Here is a 21,561-nt window from a genome sequence, read left to right as displayed (position 1 = left end):
TATAACGTATTTTCACGATGATTTATATGATGAACTATTGTGATGATTTGCTGTTTAAAATAGTAGAATTATAAATTGTTTTTAGTTTGAATGTAATTCATTTTTCAAAATTAAGCTAAAATACATTTTGGTATTGTTGCAAAAGTGTATTAAAATATAAGTATAGAGATTAGATAAGGAGGCATACACATGTCTACGATGTGGATTATATTTGCAATTACTGTTTTAATAGCTGTCTATTCAGGCATACAAGTTTTTACGAATTTGCAAAATAAGCAAAAGCCAAGCTTTAAATATTTCTTAATTGCATTTATTGTATGTATTATTTAGCAATTATAGAGATTATCGTCTTATACTAAAATATTATTTTATAGTTTTAGATATTTAACATGGATAAAGCCAGTAAATGAGTTTTTAAAGACCCGTTTACTGGCTTTTTTCTGATTATTCATGCTAGATTTTACAAATATTCTGTTTTAGAAAATAAATAATACAATCCTAAAGTGAAAATGAAGATATAAATAGCAATCCATAAACTAATGAATAAAAAATGGAATGTGATCAGTTGGTTTAGAGAATACTGGTATATTTGAATGAAGTCACCTACTGGTGGTATGAGCCATAATATATATTTTGTAGCTGGTACGCTTAGAATGATGGTGTGTCGCATTATAGATAATAGAATGATTAGAATCAATAATAGCCAACTGTACTTTCTCGACATGACATTTTGAATACAAATAAAGGTACCGATTAACACACCAAAAATGACAACAATAACATGTAAATATAATGCCAGAGTCAAATGTATGATAGACATTTTTTCTGAAAATCGATTGAATAGAATTGGATAAAGTATTGAAAAAATGATTAAAGGTAGTAATGTCATAATGCTAAAATATAACTTATGTGTCAGATATTTGAGTTTAGAGTTAAATTGTATAAATAATAACTGTCGTTCTTTATTATTTTCTAATTGATATATATTAATCGTTAACCATGCTGATACAGCTAATAACACAATAGTTGATGATGCATAGCTTGATAAAATAGATTGCCCACTATAAACATAAAGCATAGCTATCCAAATCATATAAACGATATAGGGAGGTATAAATGTGTATGATCTTATTAATTTTTTGAATTGATAAGCTGTAAAACGCATTAATCACCCTCCTCGTTAATAACGGAATCAATAGTTACGTTCTTATGAATTAACTTTTTTAAAACGACATTGGTCTCTTTTGCAGGTACTTTTAATTTAATGTAATTAGTATTATTAGTATTTTTTAAAATAGTAGTGTCATGTTTCATTTTGAAGTGGTAGATTAAATCTTCTTTATTTTCTATATTATCTATGTTAAAACTAATTATTTTGTATTTTGACATCGTAGTTGTTATTTCTTTTAATTCTTGGCTTTCGAGATCAAATGTATGAGTGATGATGTGATGATAAATAAGCGAATCATGAGCAGTTAATATGATCGTTGCTTTATTTTTTAATAACTTAAGTTGTGACAGTAAATAAGCTAAAGATGACTCATCAAGTCCATTAAATGGTTCATCTAATAAGTATATATCTGCTTTTGATGCTAGACATTGAATAAGATTTACCTTTTGTTGTGTTCCTTTTGAACAATTTTTTAATCTATGTGAGAGAAATGGTTCAAGATGCATATTTGAAATCATATTATTTAAATATTGATCATTGATATGTAAATGATTGAGATGTCGAATAAATGATAGATATTCTCTTACAGTTAAATTTAAATCATTTGGAAGATAATCAGGTGCATAACTGATACGGCCGTTAACTTTAATATTGCCTTTGCTAGGACTGATAAGCTGTGCAAGTAATTGTAATGTGATTGTTTTGCCTGAACCATTATGCCCTTGTATATGAGTCATACTATGCTTTGGAATGGTTATCGATAGATCATTTATAATTTCTTTATGATTGATTGATTTTGATATGTGATTTGCAACAATTGCCTCAGTTGTCATCAATGCACCCCCATTTAAAATGATTGTTAGCTTAATCTTTAAAGTAAGCGTATCATTCATTTTCGTAAAATCATATACTACCTAAGTATTAATTAATACATAAAGAACCAACGGTGATTCATTTCACCGTTGGTTCTTTAGTTATATTCAAATTTAGTCTTTTGAATTAAGATTCTAATAATAAATCTTCAGGATTTTCAATTAAGTCTTTGATTGTTTTTAAGAATCCTACTGCTTCTTTACCATCAATAATTCTGTGATCATAGCTTAATGCGATGTACATCATTGGACGGTTTTCGATAGTATCTTTGTCAATTGCAATTGGACGAGTAATGATTGAGTGCATACCTAAGATAGCAGCTTGACTACCATTGATAATTGGTGTACTCATCATTGAACCGAAGATACCACCATTTGTAATTGTGAATGAACCGTTAACCATGTCATCTAAGCCTAATTTTTTGTCGCGAGCTTTGACAGCTAGATTAGCGATTTCTTGTTCGATTTCAGCAAAGTTTTTCTTATCGCAATCTCTTACGAATGGTACTAATAAACCGTCATCAGTAGATACAGCGATACCGATATCATAGTATTGTTTAGTAATCATGTCTTCGCCATCAATTTCAGCGTTAACTTCTGGATATTTTTTAAGTGCAGCTACTGCAGCTTTTGTGAAGAATGACATGAAACCTAATTTAGTACCATCATGGTCTTTGATGAATTGTTCTTTTTTACGTTTACGTAAATCCATAACATTTGTCATATCAACTTCATTGAAAGTTGTTAACATTGCTGTGTTATTAGATACTTCTAATAATTTTTTAGCAGCAGTTTTCTTTCTGCGTGACATTTTTTCACGAATAACTGGTTTAGATGGTTTGTCACTAGATTTTTTAGCTTCATTACCAGAAGGTTTGTTATCATTTTGAGATGATTGTTGAGCTTGGTTTTGACTGTTGTTTACATCTTCTTTTCTAACAACGTCATTAGATTTTCCAGCAACTTCACTTAAGTCAACACCGTTAGCGCGAGCATGACGGCGTGCTGAAGGTGTTGCTTTCACACGTTGGTTATTAGCTGAATCATCTTGTGATTGATCAGATGATTGATTATCGTTTGATGGTTGAGAAGTCTCTTTAGATTGTTGATCGTCTTTATTAGTTTCATCATTACTTTGTGGAGTTTGATTATCTGATGAACCACTTGATGCATTACCACTACCTTCACCAACAACTGCGATAGCTTGACCTACTTCAACTGTATCGCCTTCGTTAGCAAGTTGTTCTGATAAGACACCTGCTTCTTCTGACACAACTTCTACGTTTACTTTATCTGTTTCTAATTCAAGAATAGCTTCACCTTTATCTACGCTATCCCCAACATTTTTTAACCACTCTGCAATGGTACCTTCTGTAATTGATTCTGCTAATTCTGGAACTTTAACCTCTGGCATTTTGAATTTCCCCCTATTTATTTAGTAATGCTACTTTCAATAATATTATTTTGAACAAGTTTATGGATTTCTCCATCACCTTCAGCTGGTGCTGCCCTTTGGATTCTTCCATGGTAACTTAAATCGTATTTATCACCAACTAATGATCTTAGGTAAGGATAAACGAATAACCATGCACCTTGGTTTTTAGGTTCTTCTTGTACCCATGATACTGATTCAAGATTTGGTAGTTGATCGAAAATTTCTTGGATTTCCTCTTCAGGGAATGGATATAATCTTTCAACTGCTACAAGTAATACAGATTCGTCAGGATTTTTAGCTAAATATTCTTTTAAGTCGATAAATACTTTACCTGAAGCTAATATTACTTTTTTAACTTTATTAGCTTCATAATCTTCAGCAATGATCGGTTTGAAACCACCAGTCGTAAACTCATTAATTGGTTTAGCAACTGTTTTGTTACGTAATAAACTTTTCGGTGACATAACAATTAAAGGTCTCATTTCTTGAGAATCTAGGCTTGCTGCTTGCGCACGTAGTAAGTGGAAGTAGTTACTTGCACTTGATAAGTTAACTACAGTGCTATTGTTTTCTGCTGCAAGTTGTAAGAATCTTTCAAGGCGTGCTGATGAATGTTCTGGACCTTGACCTTCAAATGAATGAGGTAAGAATAATGTTAAACCTGAACGTTCGCCCCATTTTGCTCGCGCACTTGATAAGAAGTTATCAAACATCATTTGAGCCATATTTGAGAAGTCCCCATATTGTGCTTCCCAAATGTTGAAGCTACCTTTATTTTCGACATTGTAACCATATTCAAAACCAACAACAGCTGCTTCTGATAATGGTGAATTATGAATATCGAATGATGCTTTTTGATCAGGTACATGATGTAATGGTGTGAATGTATCACCATTTTCTTCATCGTGTAGTACTGCATGACGATGACTGAATGTACCACGTTCACTGTCTTGACCAGTTAAACGAATAGAAGTACCATCTTGTAAAATCGTTGCAAAAGCAAGTTGTTCCGCTTGTGCCCAATCTACTAAACCATCTTCTTTTTCAAATGGTTCTTTACGTTTTTCAAGTACTTTATTTAATTTTTTCAACACATTGAATCCTTCAGGATATGTTAACATCGCGTCATTGATTTCTTTTAAGTGATCAAATGTGAACTCTTTATCATCACTCTTAAGTGGTTGTTGTAAGGATTCTGGTTTTTCCATATCTGGATTGTCCATTTTATCTGATTTGTCAATTTTATCATGTGCTGCACGCATTTCTTTTTGAACACTATCAATGACTTGATTCATTTCATCTTCACTAATAATGCCTTCGTCCACTAATTTTTTACCATAAACAAGTTCTACTGAATCATGCTTACGGATATTGTGGTATGGTAATGGATTTGTAATTGACGGTTCATCCATTTCGTTATGACCATAACGTCTATAACCTACTAAGTCGATGACAACATCTTTATGGAACTCTTTACGGAATTCCATTGCGATATCAATAGCTTCAATTGTTGCTTCAACGTCGTCAGCATTAACATGTAAAATTGGAACATCATAACCTTTAGCCACATCTGTTGAGTATGTTGTAGAACGGCCATCTGTTGGTTCAGTTGTGAAACCAATTCGGTTGTTTGTGATGATGTGTAAAGAACCACCTGTTGAGTAGCCTTTTAAATCACCTAAGTTCATTGTTTCAAAGTTAATACCTTGACCAGGATAAGCAGCATCACCATGAATAATGATTGGCATAGCTTTATGGAAGTCAGTTTGTGGTGCGCCTGCTTGTTGCGTATTATCTTGAGCAGCACGAGTACGACCTTCAACAACGGGCGCTACAATTTCCAAGTGACTTGGGTTGTTTGCTAAAGCGATTCGTTGTTCAATACCGTATGAATCTGTAGTTTTCACGCCACCTAAGTGATACTTCACATCACCAGTCCAACCAGCAGTTAATTCTAAGCTACCATCTTCTGGCAAGAACTTCATAGGATCAGTATGCATGAACTCTGAAATCATCATTTCATATGGTTTCTCTAATACGTGAGTCAGTACATTTAAACGACCACGGTGTGCCATACCAATTTGAATATTTTTAATACCAGCTTCACCAGCTAGTGTAATCGTGTGTTGTAGCATTGGTACTAAAGCATCGACGCCCTCAATAGAGAATCGTTTTGCACCAACGAAGTTTTTGTGTAAATATTTCTCGAAACCTTCGACATGAGCCAATTTATTAAATAATTCAGTTTTTTGTTTATTATTTAATGTTGCTTTATATGGTGTTTCGATACGACGTTTTAACCATACACGTTCTTTATTGTTATTAATATGCGTATATTCGAACGCAATAGGACCTTTATATCTTTTTTCCATACGAACAATAGCTTCATATGCATTATCGTAAATATCAGTAAAATGTTCTGATACGATTCCAGCTGAGATATTTTCCAAAGTAGCTTGATCTAAATCGAAATCTTCTATTTCTAATTTAGGTATATTTTTACGCTCTGGAGGATTGACTGGATATATATTTGCTTTTAAATGTCCGTATTGTCTAATGTTATCGATTAATCTCATGACACGTTTAATTGTACTGTCACCAGATTGTGAACCACCCTCATTAGCGGCTGGTTTAGCTTCGATATGAGCTTCCCCTGTTTGAATTGTACTAAATAGGACTTGTAAATCTTCGGGTACAGATGATGGATCTTGTAGGTAATCATCGTATAAATCTAGCATTAACCCTAGATTTGCGCCGAAGTTTACAGGTGCCTCTGTAACTTCTCTCTTGTCCTTTGTCATATTACACCCTCCACAAAAATGTTGAAACGCTTACAAGACAATAATAGCATTATTTCAAATTTTGTTAAAGTGGATTTACCTATTATTGTAAAAAAACAGAACCAAGAAAAATTTGGTTCTGCATTAATTTAATTATATTAAAATGTTGACTTTAAAGATGTAAACTAAAAGCTTAATTAGGTATACAAAATAGCGTGATTGAGATAGAAATTTAATTCTGGTTGGGGTTATTAAAATATGATTTTAAATGTTGTATATTGATCAACTTCACTTTCTACATGAATAAATCCCCCGTTTAATTGAACGATTTTATCAGCAATTGATAGACCTAAACCATTACCACCTTGGCTACGAGCGCGAGATTTATCTACACGATAAAAACGGTCAAATATAAATTCCAAGTCTTGCTTTGGAATACCTAAACCATGGTCAGTAATTTCTATGCTAATTTGTTTGTTTTTAAGTTGAGTCTTGATCTGAATTAATTTATTTTCAGTATCATATTTCATTGCATTATCTATAAATATTAAAATGAGTTGTTCAAACTGATGACGGTTCATTTTAAGTTTTAAAGGTTTTTCATCTAGTTCAACATCAAACGTATAATCCGGATGCAATTGTTTGAGTGATTTGACTCTAGATAATATTTCAGAATTGATATCTACGAGTTCTTTTTCTAGTTGGCCACTTTTAACATTGTCTTTAGTTAATAATAATAATTCTTCAACTAATTTAGTAATTCTATTCATTTCTTCTAAAGAAATATTAAGTGATTCTTCTAACACGGCTGGATCTTTTTTACCCCATCGTTGAATTAAATTCAAATGACCTTGAATAATTTGTAATGGTGTTCTTAATTCATGGGATGCATCTTCGACAAATTGCCGTTGTTGATTAAATGTTTCTTCGATATGGAACATCATCTCATTGAATGTAGCGATGAGATTATCAGTTTCTTCATAGTTAGTCGTTAACTCTAACTTATTTTGGAAACCATCTCGCCGAATTTGATTCATTTTGTTAGACATAGTTACGATGGGTTTAGTGATTTGTGACGAGACAATATAACTTACTATAGCTGTGATGATTGTAGCGATTAAACCGAATGCAATGGCTACAATATATAAAGATTGTACAAGATGTTCATAATTTTCTAATGAATGTATTAATACGCTATATCCATTAAAATTTTTAGTATGGATACGTTCTGTGATTGCTAGATAATCAACGCCTTTGTATTTGATAATTTTGACTCTTTCAGGATGTGAAAGGCCGATATTAGAAGGTACAGAAGGTAAATTTTCATTTGTTGTTTGTAGTAATTTTTTTCCTTTAGTATTAAAAATAGTTACTTCTTGAAAGTTTTCTAAAGAAGCATTTAAATCCAAGGCCGATATTTCATCTAATGGTTTGGCGTGGAATAAATTGATAATATCGTCAGAACTACGTTCAGCTTCGTCTAGCTCACTATCATGCAAAGCATCTTTTAAAAAGAAGATGATAACCAAACAGAATAAAACGATTGTGATAAAAGTTATAAATGTTGTGATTAACATCCATTTATATTTGAGTTTTCGTTGTTTCATCATCGAATCACGTACCCTACGCCACGTACTGTTTCAATTACTTTATCCTTACCAAACGGTTTGAGTTTATTTCTTAAATATCGGATATAGACATCTACGACATTCGTTTCAACCTCAGTATTATATCCCCATACATGGTTCAATATTTGTTCACGTTGTAATACATGATTTTTGTTCTCTGCTAACACATAGAATAAGTCATATTCAGTTTTAGTTAAATCTAATTGAGTGCCATCTACTGTAACCTCAAAAGCTTCTTTATCTATAATAATGCCATTAATATTAATCGTATCTTTTTTAGGTTGACGACGAAGTATAGCTCTAATACGAGCAAGTAATTCTTCAATATCAAATGGTTTAACAATGTAATCATCAGCACCATAATCTAAACCTGCAACTTTATCATAAGTATCACTTTTAGCGGTAATGATGATAATCGGTGTTGTTTGTTGTTGACGAATTTGACGACATATTTCTAATCCATTTATATTGGGTAACATTAGATCTAAAATAATGAGATCATAAGTTTTATTCAGTGCTTTATCTAGACCAGTAGCACCATCATTTTCAATATCGACTTGATAATTCTCGTGAGTTAGTTCAAGTTCAATAAATCGAGCTAAGTTCTTTTCATCTTCTACAATTAAAATGTTTGTCATCTTTGCACCTCTTAATATGGTTATACACAATGTTAAATAAATACATTTAACATATGAATGATTTATATATCTTTTTATGTTCATTGATGTAAATGTAGACATCTGATTTTGAAAGCAAGTCATTGCTTTCATAAAATTATGAATCTAAATCTCAATGATTAATTAGATGACTTTATTCATATGTGTTTGTCTCTTTGTGTATAACCCATTAATTGTCTTCTTAACTAAATTTTATCATATTTTCAATCGTTAAATGGTAGGTATTGAGAAGTATTTTATTATTATTTCAAGTATTCGTAATGTCAAAAATTGATGATGGTTAATAATTTATAAATAGTTCATCATTTTTCGTTATTTCTAATTGACAATGATTCTCATTCATGTATAATAATAGTTGAAAATGATTATCAATACCAAAAAGAACTTTCCCCCCCACATATATTTCGTTCTTAAGGATTGGTCATTTTCATATAATCCCCTTTTATATGCCCGTAAAAGACTAACGTTGAAAAACGTTTTAATAAAGCAGTAGACCTTTAGACACTTGAGGTTTACTGCTTTTTTAGTTCAGTAAACAATTTAAAAGAATTAGAGGGCTCTAGTTTTATAAATTAGTAAAATCAATTGATGATAAATGAAAGCACCACATTTCAAATTATGGAAATGTGGTGCTTTATAATCTAATATTATTCTGCCAATTTATTATTTAAAATTAGTGTTGATAATACAATACTAAATGAACCACCAATGATACCTGCAATAATATCAGTTGGATAATGTACCCCTAAATATACACGGGATATTGATACCATCAAAATGAGTGACGCTGCTAACCCAATTAAAATGCCTTTAGATAGACCAGAATCAGTTCTGTTCAAGATATAAATGATACTACCAAAATAAGAAGTTGATCCCATTGCATGACCGCTAGGGAAACTGAAACCAGTAATATCAATTAAACGTAATAATGTTGGTCGTTCTCTATCAAAGATATTTTTTAAAACGGGGTTTAATATGCTTGATAAGCTCATCACAATAACAAAAAATAATGTTTCAATTCTAAGTCGTTTTAACATTAAATATGCAATAAGCATTAATGATAAACAAACCATAGCCCATACTTCACCTAGTTTGGTAGCGCCAAGCATGATTGAAGTTGTAATAAAACTTTCTGATGCATAAATGAACTCGTAAACTTCATTATCTATCCATTTACCTAAGCGTGATTCATGGAAGAATGCTATGATTCCAAATATCAAAGTAAAAATGATAAGTAATGAAATTCGTTTTAATCGACTCATTACATTGTCCCCCTAATTATCTAAAGCATCTTTGATTATTTTATCGAATAAATCTTCTTTAGTATAACTTTCTTTATATGTTTGCATTTGTTTAACGATATCATCACGGTTTGTTTCAATGTGATTCAACTCTTCTAATAATCTTACTTGCGTTAATTCTTCTTCAGGAATGGCTTTACCATAACCTTTAGACTCAAAGTTTTTTGCGTTATCAATTTGATCTCCACGAGATTGATCAAGTCCAAGTGGAATTAATAGCATTGGAATTCGTAACGTCAGGAATTCATAAATAGCATTTGAACCTGCACGACTCACAACTGTATCAGTAATCTCAAGTAAATCTGTTAAATCATCTTTAACAAATTCAAACTGAACGTAACCCTCTTTTTTAATTGAATCATCTACTAAACCTTTACCTGTTAAATGTATGACTTGGTATTGGTGTAATAATGCTTCTAGGTTTTCACGAATAGCATCATTTAATTTTTTACTGCCTAAGCTACCACCCATAACAAGTAAGACCTTTTTATCTGGTTTAAATTCAGTTAATTGATAGCCACGTTGTTGGTCTCCCTGTTTTAAATCTTCACGTACTGTCGCACCTACAAAGTCTGCTTTATCTTTTGGTAAATAGTTTAATGTGTCTTCAAATGTTGTATAGATTTTCTTAGCGAATTTTAATGCAATTTTATTTGCTAAGCCAGGTGTTAAATCAGATTCGTGAATGATGGTAGGAATTTTTAAAGAACGTGCAGCAATAACAACAGGTACAGATACAAACCCACCCTTTGAGAATAGTAAATCTGGCTTTTGTTTTTTCAAGATTTTACGTGCATCTAGCACACCTTTTAAAACTTTAAATACATCTTTCGCATTTTCTAATGATAGATAGCGACGTAATTTACCGCTTGAAATAGGATAGTATGCAATATTAGGTAATTGTGATTCTATCATTTCTCTTTCGATACCATTTTTAGAACCAATATAAAACGCTTCATGCCCTTTGTCTATTGCAGTAGGGATTAGACTTAAATTGACTGAAACGTGTCCAACCGTTCCGCCTCCGGTAAATGCAATTTTAGTCATAAATATAACCTCTATTCTTATATGTTTTTATAATATGCGTAAAATGGTGCACCACGATCGAATGGATGGTAATCAATTTCAGCTTCGCCTACTTTTGTAAATCCAAACTTTTCAAATAATCCTTGTGCTGGTTTATTAAGCGCAAACGTGTCTGTCAAAATAACATGTACACCATGATCTTCTGTCAAATCAACAGCAAATTGGAATAACTCGGTTGCTGCACCTTTATAAGATTGTGAACCAGCTAAGCGGTGGATTACGTATGCACCTTTACGATCGATTGGCCATTCTAGTTCATCATACCATTCTGACTGATTTTGGTCGATGACAATAAAGCCATAAATTTCATTATCTACATCTAATACATAAAGTGTTTCAGATTCGATATCTTCTTCAAAATGTTCAGTTACAGGGTATTTATCATCCCACTGATTATTGTTGAATTTCTCCATTATTTCTTTTGCTTCTTCTACTAATTTTTCAATATTAGAAAGATCTTTTTTCGTTGCTAATCTAATCATAATCTAAAACACCTCTTTGTATTTATGTTTGTTAGTTAAATGCTCTTATCTTTAAATTCACGCTTTTAAATCATTTTAAACTTATTTTAACTTCTTAAGTAGTTGATCTAAAACGGTATCATTTTTATTAGATTTTTCTACTAATTTTTGAGTAAACTTATCATTTGTTTCCTTATCAAATTCACCATTAATAGTTAAATCATTGTCTTTTTGGAATGCTTTAATTGCTGACTCTAAACTTGTATCAAATGATTTAGATTCATTATCTACTTTGAAACCAAGCGCTGTTAAACCAATTTTCATTGTTTTGACATGTTTATTGTTATCTCCTAACTTATACGTTTTATCATTAGGAATAACGCTTAATGATTGATACTTAGGTGTAGCAATTTCAACATCAGGTTTAATACCTTTACCGTGAATATAATGACCATCAGGCGTTAACCATTTCATTTCAGTATATTTTAATAATGAACCGTCATTGAATTCACGAGTTGTTTGTACAATTCCTTTACCAAATGACTTAGAACCGTATACTTTTGCTTTATGATAATCTTTGAGGGCGCCAGTAAATACTTCTGATGCACTTGCTGAACCTTCATTGATTAAGATCGACACTTTCATATCTTTTGCTTCTTTTAGAGGATCGTTTTCAGTTTTAAGCTGTTGTTTGTCGTCACCTTTTTGAAGTTGGACAACTGTTTTGTCTTTATCAATGAATATATTAGCCATTTTAACTGCTTCGTCTAATAATCCTCCAGGGTTATTTCGTAAATCTAATACGACGTTACGAATACCTTGTTTATGAGCTTTCTTAATCGCATTTTTCAATTCACCTGATGTGTTGTTTTGGAATTTGTTGATTGTAATGACACCAACATTGTCTTTCTTCTCGTATTCAACGCTTTTAACATGGATTGTATCACGTTTAATGGCAATATCTTTTTCAACTGAGCCACGTTTAATCGTTAATGTCACTTTGGTACCTTTTTTACCACGTACCATTTTTACAACTTCATCAAGTGGTTTATTTTTGATTGATTTATGATTAACTTCAGTAACCACGTCTTTTGGTTTGATGCCTGCTTTTTCTGCAGGAGAACCTTTCATTGGACTTGTAATACTGATTTGATCATTTTTCTTTTGCATTTCTGCTCCGATACCTACAAAATCACCAGACACACCTTCATTGAATGATTGGGTTTGTTCTTTTGTCATGTACTCTGAATAAGGATCTTTTAATTCTTTGACCATCCCATCTATTGCTGCTTGAGAAAGTTTATCGGATTTTTCACTTTTATAGTAATCTTTATTTAATGTTTTATATACATATTCAATTTTATGTAAATTAGCACGTTGTTCTTTATTCAATCCACTCATTTGGTGACTAATTAACAATGTAGCTGCTACAGTAATAGCGGCAGTAATTAAAATAATAGCAATAATGAGTGTAATCAAATGCCATAATTTAAGATGAATTTTCTTTTTAGCTTTATCTTTCTTTTTCTGCTGTTTTACATCTTGTTGATCTTGTTCGATTTGTTCGTCTTTATCATTCGTCACATAATCACTCCCTTAATCTTTGGTGACCATTCAAATTGATGTATTCAATTGAAACATTGATAATACATTATTATTTTAGTATGTTGCTTTTTATTTAACTAGCGATTTGATTTACAAAAAGATACTTATAGTATGTATGGATTAATTTGGAAAATCAACTGAAATATCAACGGTTATAGCACAGGCTATATTTGTATATTAGCTGCAATATAGCAGAATAAAAGAAAAGAGGTTGAGACATTAAGGTTTAATGCTTTTGATACCAATGTAACGGTATCTAAAAAGCAGTATTGAAAGAATTGCGCTCACGATTTAATAAGTATTGTACTATCATTATTTTATCGTTTTAAGCAATTCAAATCTTAAACGCTTACGTCCCGACCTCTTTAAATGTAAATGCTAAAATTTTAACCATTCAGTATATTCTTCGTATAAATCATCAAAAACGGACATAGATAATGTGAAATCTCCATGTGTTTCAATATAGTCAGAAAGAGTATTAAAATCATTCTCATGACGCGGAAAGGCTAAATCTTCAAAAATTTGTTCAGCTAAGCGCCCTTTATCATCTTTTCTACCTCTAACTGTCATAGCAAATTGATAAAATGAATAATTCTTCATTAGTTCATTGTCACATCAATAACTTTTGTTTCACCTTTAACAACTGCGTTAACGTCTTCAAAGTGAATAGATGCTGTTTGATCAGAGTTTGTAATAATAACTGGAGAAATAACTGATTTTGCATTGTTTCTAATATATTCAACATCAAATTTGATGATTGGGTCTCCAACTTTAACTGTGTCTCCACTGTCTACAAGTACTTCAAAGCCTTCTCCATCAAGTTGAACAGTATCTAAACCGATATGCACTAATAATTCAAGACCATTCTCTGCTTTTAATCCAATTGCATGTTTTGTAGGGAATACATTATCTACATTACCTTCAATTGGAGATACTACAGTACCTTCAGTTGGATTAATACCAAAACCTTCTCCCATCATTTTTTGAGCGAAAACTGGATCTGGGATATCCTCGATTTTTACATATTCTCCAGATAGTGGCGCATAAATTTGAATATTCTTATCTACTTCTTTACCTTTACCAAATAATTTTTTAAACATAGTGTTTCACTCCTATTTCTCAAAGTGTTGTATTAAGTCACCGTAACCTAATTCTTCTAATTTATCATAAGGAATAAATTGAATTGCTGCTGAGTTGATGCAATATCTTAATCCACCCTTATCTTTCGGACCATCATTAAACACATGGCCTAAATGACTGTTGGCATCTTCAGAACGTACTTCTGTTCTAATCATACCAAACGTTTTATCTACTAATTCAATGATTTCGTCATTATCAATAGCTTTTGAAAAACTTGGCCATCCACAATCAGATTCAAATTTTTCTTCAGACGTAAATAATGGTTTACCTGAAAGTTTGTCTACATAAATACCTTTTTCAAAATGATTCCAATATTCATTTTGAAATGGTGGCTCGGTACCATTTTCTTGGGTAACTAGATATTCCATATCATTAAGTTCGTCTTTATTCTTTTTAATCATGTTGAGTCCCCCAATGTGTTTCTATAAATGCTTTTCTGCCTGAACCACGTTGGTATTGTTCATAATGCATAGGATTCTTTTTATAGTAATCTTGATGATAATCTTCTGCAGGATAGAAATTTTTATATGGTTTGATTGGTGTAATAACCGGTTTCTTAAAAATACCTTGTTCATCAAGTTGTTGTTTCTTTAAGATGGCAGCTTTACGCTGTTCTTCGTCATGGTAAAAGATGACAGGTTGATAACTTTCACCTCGATCGAAAAATTGACCGCCATCATCTGTTGGATCAAATGTCTTGAAATAAACATCTAATATATTTTCAAATGAAGTTATTTCTGGATTATAAGTAATTTGGACAGCTTCTACATGTCCAGTTTGATTAGTACATACTTGTTCGTAAGTAGGGTTTTCTACATGACCACCACTATATCCAGAGACTACTGATTCAATGCCAGGATATGATGTGAATGGTTTAACCATACACCAAAAACAACCGCCAGCTAATGTTGCATAAGCCATTTGATTGCCTCCTTCCTATTCTTGTTAATAATTTACGATATTATTAGATAGAAATAAAGATAAACGCTCAAAGGCTAGAAGACATTGAAAGCGATTATTATTTTTCTCGAACGACAACCAATCCAATTGCACCTTTTCCAGTATGCGTAGTGACAACAGGTGTTGTGATGTTAATATCATAATCTTGACAATTGAATGCCTCAGTAAAGGTATTTTTAATTTTATCAACAAAATCTAATGCACTTGCATGAGTAATACCTACTGATTTAATTTTATGATTTTCTATGAATTCTGAAATTTCTTTTTTTAGATAATTGATACTAGTATTTTGAGTTCTAGCGTTATGTACTAACTCTAATTTGCCATCATTTAATGTACCTATTGGTTTGATTTTCATGATATTACCAATAAGTCCTTTAGTCTTACTTACACGGCCACCTTTAATAAGTTGGTTTAATTGTCCAATGACAACAAATAGTTTCGTGTTTTCTTGCAATTCTTTAACGCTTTTTACGATGTCAGTTGTAGATGTACCTTGTTCTATCAATTCAACGATATGTTTAATTTGATATGCCAAACCGTTGGAAATTGATTTAGAATCTATGACTGTCACATTCGCATCTACCATTTCACTTGCTTGATATGCCGTGTTATATGTACCACTTAAGCCAGATGACATATGAATACTGATAATTTCCACATCATCACCTGCAAGTTCTTCGTATAGGTTAATAAATTCACCGATAGCAGGTTGACTTGTCTTAACATCAGCATCTTGTTCCATATATTCAATATATTCTTCAGAAGTAATCTCAATTTGGTCAATATATGATTTACCGTCAATTGTAACGTTCAAAGGTATAACATTGATTGAATTTTCCTTTAAATAGCTTTGAGGTAAATCTGATGTAGAATCCGTAACGATAACTTGCTTAACCATAAATAACTCCTCCTATGACTTTTTCCTTTTTAAATGTAAAAATGTATGTGGAATTGTACTTTTTTCATCTAGTTTGCCTTCAACTGATGACTCAACTTCCCATTCTTCAAAAGTGTAAGGAGGAAAGAATGTATCACCTTGAAATTTTCCATCTACCACAGTAATAAACATATCGTCTACTTTATCTATCATTTCTTCAAATAATGTTTGACCACCAAAAATAAATACGTGGCCTTCTAATTGTTGAATCTCTTCGAAAGAATGAATGACATCCACACCATCAGGATGAAAAGACATATTTTTAGTCAAAACCACATTTCGTCTATTTGGTAATGGTTTACCAATGGATTCGTAAGTTTTTCGTCCCATTACTAACGTATGACCTGTTGTTAATTCTTTAACATGTTTAAGGTCGTTAGGTAAATGCCATGGTAATTGATTTTGGTAACCTATAACTCTTTGTTGATCATGTGCGACTAAAATAGATAATGTCATTTCGTTCTCCTCCTTGGTATGTGGGCGTTAATATATCAGTTTCATAAATTTAATGTAACATAAATTGAATACAATTCGTTACAATAACCTAGTTCATATTGAAAATTTTATGATAAAAATTGAAAAATTTCTCATAATTATACTAAGCTACAAAAAATTTCTTATATACTATACAGCGATAGGTGCTTTAATAGCTGGATGTGATTCGTAATTAATGAGTTCAATATCTTCGTATTCAATATCGAATATGGATTTGTCAGTGTTAATCTTAATTTGTGATGGATTGAAACTATCTCGGGATAATTGTGTTTCAACTGCATCCATGTGATTAGAGTAAATATGTGCATCTCCAAAAGTATGAACAAACTCACCAACTTCAAGTCCGCATTCTTTAGCAATGAGATGAGTAAGTAATGCATAACTGGCAATATTAAATGGTACGCCTAAAAAGATATCAGCACTACGTTGATATAATTGGCAACTTAATTTACCATCTTGTACGTAGAACTGGAACATCGTATGACATGGTGGCAATGCCATAGTATCTATCTCAGTAGGATTCCAAGCCGATACAATATGACGTCTAGAATTAGGATGTTGCTTGATTTGCTCAATGACAGTTTTAAGTTGGTCAAAATGATTGCCGTCTTTATCTTCCCAATCTCTCCATTGTTTACCATATACATTTCCTAAATCACCGTATTTTTGCGCAAATGCATCATCATTTAAAATATTTTCTTTGAATTTTTTCATTTCAGCTTTATATAATTCATTAAATTCACTATCTTGAAGTGAACGATGACCGAAATTGGTCATATCTGGTCCATGATAGTCTTCTGAGTTGATATAATTTTCAAAAGCCCATTCATTCCAAATATTATTATTATATTGAAGAAGATATTTAATATTTGTATCCCCTTTAATAAACCAAAGTAATTCTGTTGCTACGAGTTTAAAAGATACTTTTTTAGTAGTTAATAATGGAAATCCCTTAGATAAATCAAATCTAAGTTGATGTCCGAATTTAGAAATGGTTCCTGTATGAGTGCGATCATCTCTTTGGTTTCCTATATTTAGAATTTCTTCACAGAGGCCGTGGTAAGCTGCATCAAATGAATTGAGCATAATTGATGACATCCTTTCTTAATAGTCTGTATTGATGTATCTTTGGCATATTTACCAACAATTAACATTAATTTTATTATACTGAGAATTAATCGTTGAAAAAAGTAGTAAGCCAGATATGTGTAAAATTTAATTTATTTAGTCAAAAAAACATACAAAAAGAGTAGCACAGTCTCGCATCTCTAAGTGTCTTGAGAAAACTGTACTACTCTTACTACCCTAATGTTTTCAATAATATGTGATACTCATTGATTATTTGACTTCACAATGATCATCAAAAGCGTCTTTTAAGTCCATCGCAATGTCATTGATGTCTCTACCTTCGATATGCTCTCTTGGCATAAAATGGACTAGATTTTGCCCTTTAAATAAAGCGAATGATGGACTAGATGGTACTTGTTGAATATATTCACGCATTGTTGCAGTTGCTTCTTTATCTTGGCCAGCAAATACTGTAACTTTATTTGTTGGTTTCGCTTCGTTTTGTTCTGCAACAGCAACAGCAGCTGGTCTTGCTAATCCGGCAGCACAACCACAAGTAGAATTGATAACGACGAAAGTTGTGTCATTGTCACTGACTTGTTTCATGTAGGATTCTACTGCTTCACTTGTTTCTAAACTTTCAAATTGGTGATCTGTAAGTTCAGAACGCATTTGTTGAGCGAGTTCTTTCATATATTGTTCATATGCATTCATATTGATATACTCCTTTATTCATTGATTAGGATTTATTTCTATTCGCAATTTGTTTCCAAACAGAGCCGAGGGCTTCATCGCCCTTCTCTATTCTAGAAATAGCCATTTCAATTTGTAATTTAACTTCATATGCTGAATCATCGGCATGCGCTTTTAGACTATCTAATTGTTGTTCGTTTCCTTCATCAAATATAAACATTGCTGCTCTCCAGCGAACGATTTTCTGTGGATCATCAAGTGCTTTTTCCATTTCGGGTAGTGCCTCTTTAAATCCTAAATCGCTTAGACAATCGCCTGCTGTACGTCGTACTGCAGGACTTTTATCATGTAATCCCTTATAAATATAGGGTAGGATTTGACGATCTTCAATCATGCCTAATAACACAATTGCTTCACGACGTAGTGGCACTTTTTCTTCATTTAATGCAGCGTCTAATAAAGGAATATCATCAAATGTCGGTGTTGGGAATGATTTCAACATTCTTAATTTTTCTTTCCAGTCTGAAGCTTGCTGATAAGTTTCAAGCGATACATGTTGGTAGTGACTTTCTGGAATAACAATATCTGTTTCTAATGCTTCTTTAATTAGTTGTTGAATTCGTTCTTCGGGATATAGTGCTAATGTTTCTTCATATACGTCATTCATAACGTCTTCAATATCCCCATATCGAATGCCAAAGTCTTCCCATTTTCTTAAAAATACTATGTTATCGCTATCTTTTTGAGCTTTAAGCATACTATCTACATAAAATTCTGGTAATTGTTTACGTTTTTCATCATGTCCGGTGGATAGTTTGATTTGATAAGGTATCCCCTTAAACATTAATACCTCAGCTTTAACTTCTCCAAAGTGTTCATCTGGTTGTGATTCTTGTTGTGTTTGATCTTCCTTATTTAAGGTAGATGTAATTAAAGGTAAGACTTCTTCCCAATCGGCTTTAGGTTGTTTATCGATTGCTAAGAAATCCATAACATAGAAAATGGACTTCACGCCATCAAGTTCTAATAAATCATTAATAAATTGTGGTTGCTGATCATTAATTGTTGTATAAGTATTCGATTGATTATCTTGTCTTTTTTCTGTTAAGACGATTTTCATCGTATTAGGACTCGGTGTAGGTTCTACACGTAAAATTTCCATAGTCTCTGTCCTCCATGCAATCAGATTTACTTATTGATTGAACTTATCTTCGATTTGAGGGATTAGCGTTTGCCAATCTGCCTGATCCTCTTTATCAACTGAGATGAAATCCATAACATAAAATATTGATTTTACACCTTCGATATCAAATAATGCGTTAATGAATTCAGGTTGCCCTTCTTCTGCTGATGTATAAGTATTAGATTTCATATCTTCTCGTGATTCACTTAAAGTGATTTTCATAGTATTGTGATTTGGTGTTTCTGAGATTGAAACAATTTCCATAACAATTACCTCCTATTGAAGTTCATTTCCTATTTGCTTAATTTGTTTACCAATTGAACATTCATTGATACAAAAATGATGTGCCTGTGTCTTGTTCTCAGTCTTTCTTATATGCGACTTTAATGGACATTGATGACAATACGTAGTCAATAATTGATCAATTTGATTTATAGCTTGTTGTTCGGAATAAGTAAGGATACTCTCCACTCCCTTTAGCTATAGAATTTTTTATGTCGCAAATAAAGAGTTCGGGACATTAATGTAGCGTATATGACATGTCTTATATGTCAAGTTCATCTAATCTACTGTCTTTGACTCATTAATTCACATGTCGATATTATAGCATTTATTAACCATGATTGAACAACAATCAATTTGTCTTTCTTATATTTCACTTTTTAATGAATATAACATTTCGTGGAAATGGATATCGCATTGCATAAAATACTATTTTAGAGTAAAATGGTTAAGTTATTTTAGCGGTTTCTAAACACCCGCATTAACAAAATTTAGGAGGAAAATGATATGTATAATGAATTGTTTGGCGTTGCTACCTTTTTAGTGACGTTTATATTAATGGTAGCGATGTATCGTATGTTTGGTAAACAAGGATTACTAGCATGGGTAGCGATTGGAACGATTATCGCAAATATTCAAGTGATCAAAACGGTAGAAATATTCGGTATTTCAGCTACTTTAGGTAATGTGATGTTTGCTTCTATTTATTTAGCTACGGATATTTTAAATGATATTTATGGAAGAAAAGTAGCGAAACGTGCAGTTTGGTTAGGTTTCTCTTCAACTTTAGTTATGATTATTATAATGCAAATGTCATTACATTTTATTCCGGCCCCTGAAGATACTGCGCAAAATGCTTTTCATGCCATTTTTGATGTTGTGCCTAGAATTGCATTAGGTTCAATAGTTGCTTATATCATAGGCCAACACGTGGATGTATTTATATTTTCATTAATTAAAAAGCTATTTAGTTCAGATAAAACATTTATCATTAGAGCTTATGGAAGTACCATTATTAGCTCTATCATTGATACAGCATTATTTGTATCTATTGCATTTATAGGTAGTTTACCTGGCATGGCAGTTTTTGAAATCTTTATCACGACATATGTTTTAAAACTTGTGTCTACGATTTTCAATGTGCCATTTGGATACATTGCCAAATCGTTCTACCGTAAAGGTAAAATTACTAAATTAGATGAAGGCTTTTAAATCAATTATTAAATACGCTTCGCTTTGCTTAATGTACTAATTAGGTAAAGCGATTTTTTATTAATGATAATTAAAATTTGATGAATTTGTACCTATGATTATGATTAAATTAATAATGATTAGATTAGTTCAAAACATATAAATGAAGTAGGTGTAAACATGGCGAAGATTAATTTTGATGCTGCAACTAAAGGGAATCCAGGTAGGAGTACATGTGCTGTTGTAATTAAAGAAGAAGATCAACATCATGTGTTTACCCACGATTTAGGAGAAATGGATAACCATAGTGCTGAATGGGCAGCTTGTATTCATGCGTTAGAACATGCAAGAGAATTAAAAGTAAATAATGCCCTTCTATACACGGATTCAAAGTTAATTGCAGATAGTGTAGAAGCAGGATATGTAAAAAATGCTAAATTCAAACCTTACTTTGAACAACTAGAAATTTTAGAGCAAGACTTTGATTTGTTGTTTGTAAAATGGGTACCTAGAGAACAAAATAAAGAAGCTAATCAACATGCACAACAAGCATTATATAAAATATTAAAAGCCGAGTAATATAAAAGGAGCAC

General features: G+C 31.9%; 23 protein-coding genes and 2 pseudogenes. 3 read left to right on the top strand and 22 right to left on the bottom strand.

Annotation, left to right across the window (positions count from 1 at the left end):
* Window positions 1-189: 189 nt before the first annotated feature.
* Window positions 190-359 (top strand): annotated as a pseudogene (locus EL082_RS06650) (Mid2-like cell wall stress sensor domain protein).
* A gap of 101 nt (window positions 360-460) precedes the next feature.
* Here EL082_RS06650 and EL082_RS06645 read toward each other — a convergent pair.
* From EL082_RS06645 to EL082_RS06545, 22 genes and pseudogenes are all read right to left on the bottom strand, one after another.
* Window positions 461-1,165, bottom strand: a complete 705-nt coding sequence (locus EL082_RS06645; RefSeq protein ID WP_002466846.1) for a hypothetical protein — start codon at window positions 1,163-1,165, stop codon at window positions 461-463.
* Window positions 1,165-2,004 carry an ABC transporter ATP-binding protein gene (locus tag EL082_RS06640; RefSeq protein WP_002466851.1) on the bottom strand — a complete coding sequence of 280 codons (840 nt, stop codon included), beginning with the start codon at window positions 2,002-2,004 and terminating at the stop codon, window positions 1,165-1,167. Before EL082_RS06640 ends, EL082_RS06645 begins: the two co-directional genes overlap by 1 nt.
* Before the next feature lie 166 nt (window positions 2,005-2,170).
* Window positions 2,171-3,457, bottom strand: coding sequence for a dihydrolipoyllysine-residue succinyltransferase (gene sucB / locus EL082_RS06635; protein ID WP_002466839.1), 1,287 nt, complete (start codon window positions 3,455-3,457; stop codon window positions 2,171-2,173).
* Window positions 3,458-3,474: 17 nt separating this feature from the next.
* Window positions 3,475-6,279 (bottom strand): 2-oxoglutarate dehydrogenase E1 component, encoded by a 2,805-nt coding sequence (locus EL082_RS06630; RefSeq protein ID WP_015365004.1) that lies wholly within the window; start codon window positions 6,277-6,279, stop codon window positions 3,475-3,477.
* Between the two features lie 230 nt (window positions 6,280-6,509).
* On the bottom strand, window positions 6,510-7,868 hold the full coding sequence (locus EL082_RS06625) for a HAMP domain-containing sensor histidine kinase (protein WP_031463981.1): 1,359 nt from the start codon (window positions 7,866-7,868) through the stop codon (window positions 6,510-6,512).
* Window positions 7,865-8,524: a response regulator transcription factor gene (locus EL082_RS06620; RefSeq protein WP_002451182.1), complete on the bottom strand. Its 660-nt coding sequence runs from the start codon at window positions 8,522-8,524 to the stop codon at window positions 7,865-7,867. The genes EL082_RS06625 and EL082_RS06620 overlap by 4 nt, the downstream gene beginning before the upstream one ends.
* A 328-nt stretch (window positions 8,525-8,852) precedes the next feature.
* Window positions 8,853-8,960 (bottom strand): annotated as a pseudogene (locus EL082_RS12035) (hypothetical protein); the annotation flags it as partial.
* A gap of 250 nt (window positions 8,961-9,210) precedes the next feature.
* Complete coding sequence (locus EL082_RS06615; protein WP_002466562.1) at window positions 9,211-9,825, bottom strand: phosphatase PAP2 family protein; 615 nt, start codon at window positions 9,823-9,825, stop codon at window positions 9,211-9,213.
* Window positions 9,826-9,837: 12 nt separating this feature from the next.
* Window positions 9,838-10,911, bottom strand: coding sequence for an undecaprenyldiphospho-muramoylpentapeptide beta-N-acetylglucosaminyltransferase (locus EL082_RS06610; protein ID WP_103286302.1), 1,074 nt, complete (start codon window positions 10,909-10,911; stop codon window positions 9,838-9,840).
* 17 nt (window positions 10,912-10,928) lie between these two features.
* Window positions 10,929-11,432: a GNAT family N-acetyltransferase gene (locus EL082_RS06605; protein WP_002466563.1), complete on the bottom strand. Its 504-nt coding sequence runs from the start codon at window positions 11,430-11,432 to the stop codon at window positions 10,929-10,931.
* An 81-nt stretch (window positions 11,433-11,513) separates the two neighbouring features.
* A complete protein-coding gene (locus EL082_RS06600; protein ID WP_026088912.1) occupies window positions 11,514-12,971 on the bottom strand; it encodes a S41 family peptidase in 1,458 nt (485 codons plus the stop codon).
* Window positions 12,972-13,394: 423 nt separating this feature from the next.
* Window positions 13,395-13,616 carry a YozE family protein gene (locus tag EL082_RS06595; RefSeq protein WP_002451177.1) on the bottom strand — a complete coding sequence of 74 codons (222 nt, stop codon included), beginning with the start codon at window positions 13,614-13,616 and terminating at the stop codon, window positions 13,395-13,397.
* A complete protein-coding gene (locus tag EL082_RS06590; protein ID WP_002451176.1) occupies window positions 13,616-14,116 on the bottom strand; it encodes a PTS sugar transporter subunit IIA in 501 nt (166 codons plus the stop codon). Before EL082_RS06590 ends, EL082_RS06595 begins: the two co-directional genes overlap by 1 nt.
* A 12-nt stretch (window positions 14,117-14,128) precedes the next feature.
* Window positions 14,129-14,557 (bottom strand): peptide-methionine (R)-S-oxide reductase MsrB, encoded by a 429-nt coding sequence (gene msrB / locus EL082_RS06585; RefSeq protein ID WP_002466623.1) that lies wholly within the window; start codon window positions 14,555-14,557, stop codon window positions 14,129-14,131.
* The gene (gene msrA / locus EL082_RS06580; RefSeq protein WP_103286301.1) at window positions 14,550-15,077 is read right to left on the bottom strand and encodes a peptide-methionine (S)-S-oxide reductase MsrA; all 528 of its coding nucleotides are present in this window, start codon (window positions 15,075-15,077) and stop codon (window positions 14,550-14,552) included. Before msrA ends, msrB begins: the two co-directional genes overlap by 8 nt.
* Window positions 15,078-15,174: 97 nt before the next feature.
* Window positions 15,175-16,017 carry a DegV family protein gene (locus EL082_RS06575; RefSeq protein ID WP_015365002.1) on the bottom strand — a complete coding sequence of 281 codons (843 nt, stop codon included), beginning with the start codon at window positions 16,015-16,017 and terminating at the stop codon, window positions 15,175-15,177.
* Between the two features lie 12 nt (window positions 16,018-16,029).
* The gene (locus tag EL082_RS06570) at window positions 16,030-16,512 is read right to left on the bottom strand and encodes a dihydrofolate reductase (RefSeq protein ID WP_015365001.1); all 483 of its coding nucleotides are present in this window, start codon (window positions 16,510-16,512) and stop codon (window positions 16,030-16,032) included.
* 168 nt (window positions 16,513-16,680) lie between these two features.
* Window positions 16,681-17,637 (bottom strand): thymidylate synthase, encoded by a 957-nt coding sequence (locus EL082_RS06565; protein ID WP_049415882.1) that lies wholly within the window; start codon window positions 17,635-17,637, stop codon window positions 16,681-16,683.
* A gap of 252 nt (window positions 17,638-17,889) precedes the next feature.
* The gene (gene brxA / locus EL082_RS06560) at window positions 17,890-18,333 is read right to left on the bottom strand and encodes a bacilliredoxin BrxA (RefSeq protein ID WP_002466614.1); all 444 of its coding nucleotides are present in this window, start codon (window positions 18,331-18,333) and stop codon (window positions 17,890-17,892) included.
* A 25-nt stretch (window positions 18,334-18,358) separates the two neighbouring features.
* Window positions 18,359-19,474, bottom strand: a complete 1,116-nt coding sequence (locus EL082_RS06555) for a conserved virulence factor C family protein (RefSeq protein ID WP_002466624.1) — start codon at window positions 19,472-19,474, stop codon at window positions 18,359-18,361.
* 30 nt (window positions 19,475-19,504) lie between these two features.
* Window positions 19,505-19,759 (bottom strand): NifU N-terminal domain-containing protein, encoded by a 255-nt coding sequence (locus tag EL082_RS06550; RefSeq protein ID WP_002466633.1) that lies wholly within the window; start codon window positions 19,757-19,759, stop codon window positions 19,505-19,507.
* Window positions 19,760-19,771: 12 nt separating this feature from the next.
* Complete coding sequence (locus tag EL082_RS06545) at window positions 19,772-19,966, bottom strand: zinc-finger domain-containing protein (RefSeq protein WP_015364999.1); 195 nt, start codon at window positions 19,964-19,966, stop codon at window positions 19,772-19,774.
* Window positions 19,967-20,284: 318 nt separating this feature from the next.
* Between EL082_RS06545 and EL082_RS06540 the strand changes: the two genes are divergently transcribed.
* Window positions 20,285-20,989 (top strand): queuosine precursor transporter, encoded by a 705-nt coding sequence (locus EL082_RS06540; RefSeq protein WP_002466626.1) that lies wholly within the window; start codon window positions 20,285-20,287, stop codon window positions 20,987-20,989.
* A 159-nt stretch (window positions 20,990-21,148) separates the two neighbouring features.
* Window positions 21,149-21,547: a ribonuclease HI family protein gene (locus EL082_RS06535; protein ID WP_002466613.1), complete on the top strand. Its 399-nt coding sequence runs from the start codon at window positions 21,149-21,151 to the stop codon at window positions 21,545-21,547.
* Window positions 21,548-21,561: the final 14 nt, after the last annotated feature.

The organism is Staphylococcus warneri (genome assembly GCF_900636385.1).
Lineage (GTDB): Bacteria > Bacillota > Bacilli > Staphylococcales > Staphylococcaceae > Staphylococcus > Staphylococcus warneri.
This window is presented reverse-complemented; position numbering and strand designations above follow the sequence as displayed.

Excerpts from the sequence above, each read along its gene's own strand:
- EL082_RS06575 (WP_015365002.1), bottom strand. The coding sequence starts at position 16,017 with ATGGTTAAGCAAGTTATCGTTACGGATTCTACATCAGATTTACCTCAA.
- EL082_RS06640 (WP_002466851.1), bottom strand. The coding sequence starts at position 2,004 with ATGACAACTGAGGCAATTGTTGCAAATCACATATCAAAATCAATCAAT.
- EL082_RS06590 (WP_002451176.1), bottom strand. The coding sequence starts at position 14,116 with ATGTTTAAAAAATTATTTGGTAAAGGTAAAGAAGTAGATAAGAATATT.
- EL082_RS06610 (WP_103286302.1), bottom strand. The coding sequence starts at position 10,911 with ATGACTAAAATTGCATTTACCGGAGGCGGAACGGTTGGACACGTTTCA.
- EL082_RS06625 (WP_031463981.1), bottom strand. The coding sequence starts at position 7,868 with ATGATGAAACAACGAAAACTCAAATATAAATGGATGTTAATCACAACA.
- EL082_RS06535 (WP_002466613.1), top strand. The coding sequence starts at position 21,149 with ATGGCGAAGATTAATTTTGATGCTGCAACTAAAGGGAATCCAGGTAGG.
- brxA (WP_002466614.1), bottom strand. The coding sequence starts at position 18,333 with ATGAATGCATATGAACAATATATGAAAGAACTCGCTCAACAAATGCGT.
- EL082_RS06565 (WP_049415882.1), bottom strand. The coding sequence starts at position 17,637 with ATGCTCAATTCATTTGATGCAGCTTACCACGGCCTCTGTGAAGAAATT.
- EL082_RS06570 (WP_015365001.1), bottom strand. The coding sequence starts at position 16,512 with ATGACATTATCTATTTTAGTCGCACATGATCAACAAAGAGTTATAGGT.
- EL082_RS06595 (WP_002451177.1), bottom strand. The coding sequence starts at position 13,616 with ATGAAGAATTATTCATTTTATCAATTTGCTATGACAGTTAGAGGTAGA.
- EL082_RS06605 (WP_002466563.1), bottom strand. The coding sequence starts at position 11,432 with ATGATTAGATTAGCAACGAAAAAAGATCTTTCTAATATTGAAAAATTA.
- EL082_RS06555 (WP_002466624.1), bottom strand. The coding sequence starts at position 19,474 with ATGGAAATTTTACGTGTAGAACCTACACCGAGTCCTAATACGATGAAA.
- sucB (WP_002466839.1), bottom strand. The coding sequence starts at position 3,457 with ATGCCAGAGGTTAAAGTTCCAGAATTAGCAGAATCAATTACAGAAGGT.
- EL082_RS06550 (WP_002466633.1), bottom strand. The coding sequence starts at position 19,759 with ATGGAAATTGTTTCAATCTCAGAAACACCAAATCACAATACTATGAAA.
- msrA (WP_103286301.1), bottom strand. The coding sequence starts at position 15,077 with ATGGCTTATGCAACATTAGCTGGCGGTTGTTTTTGGTGTATGGTTAAA.
- EL082_RS06615 (WP_002466562.1), bottom strand. The coding sequence starts at position 9,825 with ATGAGTCGATTAAAACGAATTTCATTACTTATCATTTTTACTTTGATA.
- EL082_RS06645 (WP_002466846.1), bottom strand. The coding sequence starts at position 1,165 with ATGCGTTTTACAGCTTATCAATTCAAAAAATTAATAAGATCATACACA.
- EL082_RS06630 (WP_015365004.1), bottom strand. The coding sequence starts at position 6,279 with ATGACAAAGGACAAGAGAGAAGTTACAGAGGCACCTGTAAACTTCGGC.
- msrB (WP_002466623.1), bottom strand. The coding sequence starts at position 14,557 with ATGATTAAAAAGAATAAAGACGAACTTAATGATATGGAATATCTAGTT.
- EL082_RS06620 (WP_002451182.1), bottom strand. The coding sequence starts at position 8,524 with ATGACAAACATTTTAATTGTAGAAGATGAAAAGAACTTAGCTCGATTT.
- EL082_RS06540 (WP_002466626.1), top strand. The coding sequence starts at position 20,285 with ATGTATAATGAATTGTTTGGCGTTGCTACCTTTTTAGTGACGTTTATA.